This window comes from Aestuariivita sp. (assembly GCF_049276915.1).
Taxonomy (GTDB): domain Bacteria; phylum Pseudomonadota; class Alphaproteobacteria; order Rhodobacterales; family Rhodobacteraceae; genus Aestuariivita.
This window is the reverse complement of sequence record NZ_JBASXK010000019.1, coordinates 1-8,661: the sequence shown is the minus strand read 5'-3', so window position 1 is coordinate 8,661 and position 8,661 is coordinate 1. Positions and strand designations below refer to the sequence as shown.

Sequence of the window (8,661 nt, the reverse complement as noted above, 5' to 3'; positions counted from 1 at the left end):
CCAAGGCCGCGCCCGAGATGATCTCGATCGTCAAGCGCAACAACTGCGGCAAGGCTCTGGATATCGCGCGCATGTCGCGTGACATGCATGGCGGCAATGGCATCAGCCTGGAATTCCAGGTGATCCGCCACATGGTGAACCTTGAGACCGTGAACACCTATGAAGGCACCCATGATGTGCACGCGCTGATCCTGGGGCGGGCGCAGACGGGTCTGCAGGCGTTCTTCTGAACACCGGGCCGCTCCCGGTGACGTGATTTGCCGGTGATCGGATATCGGCCTTAGACAGGCAGGCATGAGATATATGCTTGCCTGTCTTTTTCTTCTGGCCCCGACCTTTGCCTCTGCCCAGACCATTGCGCCGCGCGATGGCTGGGTGGTGATCGCGACAACCAAATCCTATGACCAGTTGGTCGAGGATGTTCTGGCCGCCACCACAGCCAACAAGATGGGCGTCGTCACGCAGGCCGGGCCAACGGGGGCGGCCGCCGCGCGCGGCATCACCATCCCCGGCAATCGGGTGATCGGTGTGTTCAACAATGATTTCGCAGTGAAGATCCTTGGCCTGTCGACCGCGGCGATGATCGAAGCGCCCATCCGGTTCTATGTCACCGAAGGGGATGGCGGGCAGGCGACGCTGGCGTGGAAAGAGCCCAGTCACGTCTTTGCGCCCTATATGGACGAGGGCGGCGACGCGCTGAGCGATCTGGCTGCACAGCTTGATGACAGATTCACCGCGATTGCTGACATGGCCGTGAAGTGATCATCACGGCTGAGTGAGCCATCTTGCGAGACATCGCCGGGCAGGCGATAGGGGTAACACCCTTTGTCCCGGAGACACACCCATGAGCACCGCCCTTCGCGCCGTCGACATTCTTGCCCAACGGCTTTATGAAGCGGGATGCCGCCACGCGTTCGGAATGCCGGGGGGCGAGGTGCTGACACTGGTCGATGCGCTGGAAAAGGCGGGGATCGCCTTTCATCTTGCCAAACACGAGAATGCCGCCGGTTTCATGGCAGAGGGCGTGTATCATGTGGACGGCGCACCTGCCATTCTGGTCGCGACCGTGGGACCCGGTGCGATGAACGGCGTCAACGTGGTGGCCAATGCCCTGCAGGATCGCGTCCCGCTGATGGTGCTGACGGGCTGCGTGGATGCGGATGAGGCGCTGGTCTATACCCATCAGGTGCTGGATCATCAGGCGGTGTTCGCGCCGCTGACCAAGGGCACGTTTCGCCTGACGGCGGGGGGCGCGGATACGATTGCGGACAAGGCGGTCTCGCTGGCCATGGCTGCGCGACAGGGGCCGGTGCATATCGACGTGCCGATCTCGGTGGCGGATGCGCCGGCGGCGGTGCCGGTGGCACGGCGGTTGAAACCGGCCAGCCCGGTGGCCCCCTCGGGTGCCGATCTGGCGCGGGCCCGCGAATGGCTGGCCGCAGCCGAACGTCCGGTGGCGATCATCGGGCTGGATGTGCTGCGCGATGGGTCCGCCTGTGTGCTGCAGGCCTTTCTTGAGCATTTCAGCATTCCTTTCGTGACCACCTACAAGGCCAAGGGCGTGGTGAATGAGGCCCATGATCTGTGCCTGGGCGGGGCAGGGTTGTCGCCGCTGGCCGACCGGCATCTGGTGCCCTTCATCCAACAGGCCGATCTGGTGTTGTGCATCGGCTATGATCCCATCGAGATGCGCCCGGGCTGGCAGGAGATCTGGGATCCCGACCGCCAGCGCGTGATTGATATCGCCGCTGTGGCAAACGATCACTACATGCATCAGGCGGGGTTGAATTTCGTGGCCGATACCGGGGCGACGCTTGAGGCTCTGGCGCAGGACCTGCGCGGCGGTGAGACCTGGACCGGCTATGAGGTGGCATCGCTCAAGGCGGCATTGGCCGAGGCATTCCCGCAGGATGACACCTGGGGTCCGGCCGCCGTGATCGCCGAGGCGCGCGCCGTGCTGCCCAAGGGCACCCGAGCCACCGCCGATAGCGGCGCCCATCGGATATTGCTGAGCCAGATGTGGCAATGCGACAGCCCCAAGGGGCTGGTGCAGTCCTCGGCGCTGTGTACGATGGGCTGCGCGGTGCCTCTGGCTATCGGGCTGAAACTGGCACAGGACAGCGCGCCTGTGGTGTCTTTCTCGGGGGATGCGGGGTTCCTGATGGTGGCAGGCGAGATGGCCAGCGCGCTGGAACTGGGAACGCCGGTGATTTTCGTGGTCTTCGTGGATGCCAGCCTGGCGCTGATCGAGTTGAAACAACGCCAGCGCCAGATGAGCAATCGCGGTGTGGATTTCGCGCGCCATGACTATGCCGCGATGGGGCGTGCTTTTGGCGGCAACGGCCACCGGGTCACCAACCGGGAGGAGTTGCGCGCGGCACTTGATGCGGCATTGCAGGCCGACACCTTCACGGTGATCGCGGCCGAAATCGAGCGAGAGGGATATGATGGGCGGATCTGAGGGGCCTCTGGCCGGGGTCAAGGTGCTGGATCTGTCGCGGATTCTGGCAGGGCCCACCGCAACACAATTGCTTGGCGATCTGGGTGCGACCGTGCTCAAGATCGAGAACCCGGTGACGGGAGGGGATGATACGCGCCAATGGGGCCCTCCGTTTGCCAGCGACGAAAACGGGCAACCCACGGATCTGTCGGCCTATTACATGGCCGCCAACCGCAACAAGCGATCGGTCGCGGTGGATATCACCACTGCGCAAGGTCAGGCCAGCATCCGCAGGCTGGCCGAACATGCCGATATCCTGATCGAGAATTTCAAACCCGGCGGGCTGGCGAAATACGGGTTGGACTATGCCAGCCTCAAGGATGCCCTGCCGGGGCTGGTTTACTGCTCGATCTCGGGATTTGGTCAGACCGGGCCGAACCGGAGCAAGCCGGGATATGATCTGATGGCCCAGGGCTTTGGCGGGATCATGTCGCTGACCGGAGAACCGGACGGGCAGCCAATGAAAGTCGGCGTCGGGATCGCCGATGTGATGTGCGGGATGTATGCCACGGTCGGCATGCTGGCGGCCTTGCGCCACCGCGATCAGACCGGGCAGGGCCAATGGGTCGAACTGGCGCTGGTGGATGCCCAGATCGCCTGGCTGATCAACGAGGGGGTCAATTACCTGACCTCGGGAAACCTGCCCAAACGGCGCGGCAATGCACATCCCAATATCGTGCCTTATGACATGTTCGCCACGTCCGATGGCCATGTCGTCATCGCAGTTGGAAATGATGCGCAGTTTCAGCGGTTTTGCGTGGCTGTAGGTCTGGCCGATATCGCCGAAGATCCGCGTTTCGTGACCAACCCCGGACGGTTGGAGCATCGCGTGGCGCTGTTGGAGCATGTGGAAAACGCGCTGGCGGCGATGTCTTCGGCAGAGGTTGTCAGTGCCCTTGAGGCGGCCAAAGTGCCCGTCGGCCCGGTGCAGCAGCTTGATGAGCTGTTCGCATCCGAGCAGGTCAGGGCGCGCGGAATGCAGGTCGATATGAGCCGCGAGGGCGCAGAGCCGCTGCATCTGATCGGCAATCCGCTGAAGTTTTCCCAAACGCCGGTCACCTATCGCCGCACACCGCCACATTTCGGCGCGGATACTGAAACAGTGCTGAGTGCCGCCGATCCCTTTGCCGAATGATTGGGCAAGGGATCTCCCCATAACCGGCTGAAAACCGCCAGTTTTTGAAAGATTTATCACCAAACCGGCATACGGTTTACACAGACAGTCACTTCGACGTGACACTGGCTCCGGGGCCATTCGCGCAAGCCCGCGCGTCCGATATCGATACACAGGGGCGGCCTGTCCCGCAGTACAGAATCGGAGAGTTTCATGAGTCACGATTGTTTTGGTCAGACCACCACATTGGAAACAGCCGCTGCGCGTGACGCCTGGGATCGCACTCAATTGGCGTTTCTTGCACATGGCGCGGATACACCCGTTCACCTTGGCGCGGTGCTGAGCGCAGAGCCGCGGTTTGCCTTGGGACAGGCGGTCAAGGGCTTGTTCTATCTGCTGCTGGGGCGACGGGAGCTTTACGCAACGGCTCGGGAGGCGCTGGCCTGCGCACAAGAAGCCGCGCGGGAGGGGCAGATCAGCCCGCGTGAGCAGACATTCATCGCCGCCCTCGAGGCCTATCTTCAGGGGCACCCGACCCAGTCCGTCGGCCATCTTGAAGAGGTGCTGCGCGATCATCCCGACGATCCGCTGGCCATGAAGCTGAGCCACGCGATCCGCTTTGTTCTGGGCGATGGGGCAGGGATGCGCCGGTCGATCGAGGCGGTGATGCCGGCCTATGCACCCGATCACAAGGCACGGGGATATCTGCTGGGCTGTCACGCCTTTGCGCTGGAGGAAACCGGTGCCTATGCAAAGGCCGAGATCGCAGGACGTCAGGCTTTGTGGATCGCAAAGGACGATGCCTGGGGGCTGCATGCGGTGGCCCATGTCTATGACATGACGGCGGATGCGGCGGGCGGAATTGACTGGCTGACCGGGCGTGAGGCGGCCTGGGCCCATTGCAACAACTTTCGCTATCACGTCTGGTGGCACAAGGCGCTGATGCATCTGGATCTGGGGCAGGTGGATGTGGTTCTGGATCTTTATGATCAGCAGATCCGCGCCGAACATACCGACGATTACCGCGACATCTCGAACGCCGCATCCTTGCTGAGCCGGCTGGAACTGGACGGCGTCGATGTCGGGGATCGCTGGGAGGAACTGGCCGAGATTTCAGCAACGCGCACGGAAGATGGCTGTCTGATCTTTGCCGATTTGCATTACCTTCTGGCGCTGATCGGCGGCGGCCGCGATGAGGCCATCGCCAAGATGATGGCGCGGCTTGCGGCGGATGCGATGGATGCAAAAGACGACATCACCGAACGCATGGCCCGGCGCGACCTGATCGCAGCCGCGCGCGGTGCTGCACGCCCCGAGCCGATCCCGGCACAATGATGCCCCTTGGGTCTTTGAACAACCAAAAGTAAAGACATGACCACAACGACTCCCCATTCGGATTTTGCAAAACCCGTGTCGGCCAAGGTTGCCGCTGCTGTCATCGCGCGCGACCCGCGGCTGGATTTCTTTCGCGGCATCGCCATGTACATCATTCTGGTGGCGCATATCCCGGGCAACATGTGGACCGGCTGGATACCCGCGCGCTTTGGCTATTCCGATGCAACCGAGATTTTCGTGTTTTGCTCGGGCATGGCCTCGGCGATTGCTTTTGGCGGATCCTTTGCGCGGGGTGGCTGGTGGATCGGGACCGCGCGTGTCGTGTTTCGCTGCTGGCAGGTCTATTGGGCGCATATTGCGCTGTTCTTTTTCATCGCGATGTATCTGGCCGCTCTGGATGTCTATGGAGATTTCGACAAGGTCTATATCGATACGCTCAACCTTGGCCATTTCTTCAACGATCCAGCCACGAATATCGTGGGGATCTTCACGCTGAGCTATGTGCCCAATTACTTTGATATCCTGCCGATGTATCTGGTCATCCTTGCGATGATGCCGGTTCTGATGGCGCTGGCGGGCATCAACCTGTGGCTGACGGGGGCGGCGTCGGTGACGCTGTGGCTGGCGGCGAATATGGGCGCGCTGCCGCTGCCGGCAGAGCCGTGGTCGGACCGGGAGTGGTACTTCAACCCCTTTGGCTGGCAGTTGCTGTTTTTCACCGGGTTTGCCTTGATGCGCGGCTGGCTGCGTGCGCCGCCCGTGTCGCGTGTGCTGGTCTGGCTGGCGTTGGGATTTGTCGTTTTCTCGGCTCCGTTCGGCTCATGGAAAGTGTTCTTGTGGGTCAATGCGGCCTGGCCTGAACTGGGTGCCGTGATCCGGCCCGTCTGGGGTCTGACAAGAGAATTGAGCGACAAGACCGAGTTCGGCCTGCTGCGCTATGTGCATTTCCTGTCACTGGCCTATCTGGCCTGGGTGGCGGTGGGGCCGCAGGGCGAACGTCTGATTGCGACCGGAACCGGGGCTTTGGCCGCGATCTGGCGGGTGATGCTGACGCTAATCACCAAGGTGGGTCAGCAATCGCTGGCGGTATTCGTGTTTTCCATGGCACTGGCGCGTCTGATCGGCTTTGCCTTCGATCAGCTGGGCCGGGACGTGATCACCGTGGCTCTGGGCAATCTGATCGGCTTTGCGATCATCACGGCGGTGGCCTATGGCGCGGGTTGGTTCAAATCATCCCCCTGGCGGAGGAAAGCCGCATGATCTCGCGCCGCGCAGTTCTGGCGGGTCTGGGTGCTGTTCCTCTGGTGACACGTGTCACGCCGCTGTGGGCCGGGGAGGCCTTCGGCCATGCCAGCGTGATCAACAAGGCCCGCGCCCTTGCGGCGGGCGCATATGAGCCGCGCCCCAGCGTGCCTGAGGATTGGGTGAACCTGACCTATGATCAATATCGCAAGATCTGGTTTCGCAATGCCGATGCGCTGTGGTCCGATACCGACCGCTCGTACAATGTCGATTTTTTCCACCCCGGTCTCTATTTTCCGCGCCCGGTGCAGGTGAATACCGTCGAAGAGGGTCAGAGCGAAAGATTTCCCTTTGATTACAGTCTGTTTGACAAGACAGATAAAGTTCCTCCGCTGACGATTGATGACTCGCTTGGCTATTCCGGCTTGCGGCTGCGCACCGATATGGACCAGCCCGGCATCAAGGAAGAATTCGCGGTGTTTCAGGGTGCGAGCTATTTCCGTGCCATCGGAAAGGGGCAGATCTATGGTCTGTCCGCCCGTGGTCTGGCCCTGAAAACCGCCGATCCGATGGGTGAAGAGTTCCCCGAGTTCATCGAGTACTGGTTGGAGGCTCCGGCCCCTGAGCAACGCCATTTCGTGCTGCATGCGCTGATGGACAGCCCCAGCGTATCGGGGGCCTATCGCTTTACCATCACGCCCGGCGACAGCTGCGTGATGGATGTGGAGGCGGTGCTGTTCGCGCGCTCGGAGTTGAGCCATGCGGGGCTGGCCCCCTTGACGTCGATGTTCAAGTTCGACGAAACCAACCGGCATCGGTTTGATGATTTTCGCCCCGCAGTTCATGACAGCGACGGGCTGTTGATTCAGAATGGCGCTGGTGAAACGCTGTGGCGGCCGCTGGCCAATCCGCGCCGCCTTCAGATTTCGGCCTTTGCCGACAGCACTCAGCGTGGTTTTGGGCTGATGCAGCGGGCGCGCAGGCAGTCTCATTTCGCCGATTTCGAGGCGCTTTATCATCGCAGGCCCGGTCTGTGGGTCGAACCCAAGGGCGATTGGGGCAGGGGTGCCGTGACCCTTGTCGAGATTCCGACCGACAAGGAAATCTATGACAATATCGTTGCCTATTGGCGCCCTGCTTCGCCTGTGCCCGCGGGCGGTGAGCTGAACCTGGCGTATCGGCTGACATGGGGCGAGGCCGCCCCTGTGCCCAATGATTTGCCCCGCGTGATCAACACGCGCATGGGGCGCGATGCGTTCAACCCCGGGTATCTGGCAATGGTGGATTTCGAGGCGCATCCGATGTTTGACGACGGTTTGGAGGCGCTGAGCATCCATGTTCAGTCCGATCAGGCTGAAACCAGCGCCGGTATCCTTGAGCGCAACTCGGAGACAGGCGGGCTGAGGCTGGGTTTTCGTTTCGATCCCGGTGAGGCCGAACTTGTGGAACTGCGCGCTCAGCTGCGCAAGGACGGGGTCCAGGCATCCGAAGTCTGGCTGTATCGGTGGACCGCATGAGCGCGTTGATGCCGCCAAAAGCGCCGCTGGATATGCCCGTGCAGGATCTGGCGCAGGCTTACCGCGATCTGGACGCGCCGGGAACCATGGCTGCGCCAAGCGCGATCGCCTGGCGGATTGCGGCCTTTGGCCCGGCCAGCCTTGCCACCATTGGCCTGATCTGGATGATGTGGGGCTGGTTCGAGGCCGATGGGTTCAGCGCACTAGAATCGATCCTGATGGCGTTGATCTCATTTAACTTTTTCTGGATAAGCCTGACCCTGTTTACCGTCCTGTCAGGCATGGCCGCCTTGTCCCGCAAGGATCCGGTCACGCGGCTGGCGCGCCCCAAACCGTTGAAGGTGGCGCTGTTGGTGCCGGTGCATAACGAAGTGCCCTGGTATGTTCTGGGCAATGCAAGCGCCATGCTGGAAGAGCTGCGCGATCAGGGCGGGGTGCATGGCTATGATCTTTTCATCCTGTCCGACACCACGGATGACGCCATCGCCGCGCAGGAGGAAGATGCGGTTTTGTCTTTGCGCGAAACCCTGTCACCGGGTCTGACGCTGTTTTATCGCCGTCGGGCGGAAAACACCGAGCGCAAGGTCGGAAACATTGCCGACTGGGTGCGCAACTGGGGCGGTGATTATCCGGCCATGCTGGTTCTGGATGCCGACAGCCTGATGACCGGCAAGGCCATTGCGCGGCTGGCCAATGCCTTGGCGCGCGATCCCGGAGCGGGCCTGATCCAGAGCTATCCGCATCTGATCGGGGCGCAATCGGTCTTTGCGCGGGCCCAGCAGTTTGCCAATGGGGTTTACGGCATGGCGCTGGCCGAGGGGCTGGCGCGCTGGTCGGGGCAGGAGGGCAATTATTGGGGCCACAACGCCATTCTGCGCACCCGTGCCTTTGCCGCCTGTGCAGGCCTGCCGCATCTGCGCCGCTGGTCAGGGCGAGACAGCCTGATCATGAGT

Annotated in this window: 7 protein-coding genes and 1 pseudogene; all 8 read left to right on the top strand. The window is 61.9% G+C overall.

The window, feature by feature from the left end; all coding sequences use genetic code 11:
- The coding region (locus WAO69_RS01705; RefSeq protein WP_422176099.1) for an acyl-CoA dehydrogenase family protein at positions 1–230 on the top strand (230 nt) is incomplete at its 5' end.
- 64 nt (positions 231–294) lie between these two features.
- Positions 295–762, top strand: a complete 468-nt coding sequence (locus WAO69_RS01700) for a DUF302 domain-containing protein (protein WP_422176097.1) — start codon at positions 295–297, stop codon at positions 760–762.
- An 82-nt stretch (positions 763–844) separates the two neighbouring features.
- Positions 845–2,461, top strand: a complete 1,617-nt coding sequence (locus WAO69_RS01695) for a thiamine pyrophosphate-binding protein (protein ID WP_422176095.1) — start codon at positions 845–847, stop codon at positions 2,459–2,461.
- Complete coding sequence (locus WAO69_RS01690; RefSeq protein WP_422176093.1) at positions 2,448–3,635, top strand: CaiB/BaiF CoA transferase family protein; 1,188 nt, start codon at positions 2,448–2,450, stop codon at positions 3,633–3,635. Before WAO69_RS01695 ends, WAO69_RS01690 begins: the two co-directional genes overlap by 14 nt.
- Positions 3,636–3,827: 192 nt before the next feature.
- Positions 3,828–4,907 (top strand): annotated as a pseudogene (locus WAO69_RS01685) (tetratricopeptide repeat protein); the annotation flags it as partial.
- A 78-nt stretch (positions 4,908–4,985) separates the two neighbouring features.
- Entirely contained in the window at positions 4,986–6,209 is a 1,224-nt protein-coding gene (locus tag WAO69_RS01680) for an OpgC family protein (protein WP_422176091.1), read from the top strand.
- On the top strand, positions 6,206–7,708 hold the full coding sequence (locus WAO69_RS01675; RefSeq protein ID WP_422176089.1) for a glucan biosynthesis protein: 1,503 nt from the start codon (positions 6,206–6,208) through the stop codon (positions 7,706–7,708). The genes WAO69_RS01680 and WAO69_RS01675 overlap by 4 nt, the downstream gene beginning before the upstream one ends.
- A partial coding sequence (mdoH, locus tag WAO69_RS01670; RefSeq protein ID WP_422176087.1) for a glucans biosynthesis glucosyltransferase MdoH occupies positions 7,705–8,661 on the top strand: 957 nt, incomplete at its 3' end. The genes WAO69_RS01675 and mdoH, both read left to right, overlap by 4 nt.

What these genes read in the sequence shown, in the direction of transcription:
- WAO69_RS01700 (WP_422176097.1), top strand. Translation starts at nt 295, where the DNA reads ATGAGATATATGCTTGCCTGTCTTTTTCTTCTGGCCCCGACCTTTGCC.
- WAO69_RS01695 (WP_422176095.1), top strand. Translation starts at nt 845, where the DNA reads ATGAGCACCGCCCTTCGCGCCGTCGACATTCTTGCCCAACGGCTTTAT.
- WAO69_RS01690 (WP_422176093.1), top strand. Translation starts at nt 2,448, where the DNA reads ATGGGCGGATCTGAGGGGCCTCTGGCCGGGGTCAAGGTGCTGGATCTG.
- WAO69_RS01680 (WP_422176091.1), top strand. Translation starts at nt 4,986, where the DNA reads ATGACCACAACGACTCCCCATTCGGATTTTGCAAAACCCGTGTCGGCC.
- WAO69_RS01675 (WP_422176089.1), top strand. Translation starts at nt 6,206, where the DNA reads ATGATCTCGCGCCGCGCAGTTCTGGCGGGTCTGGGTGCTGTTCCTCTG.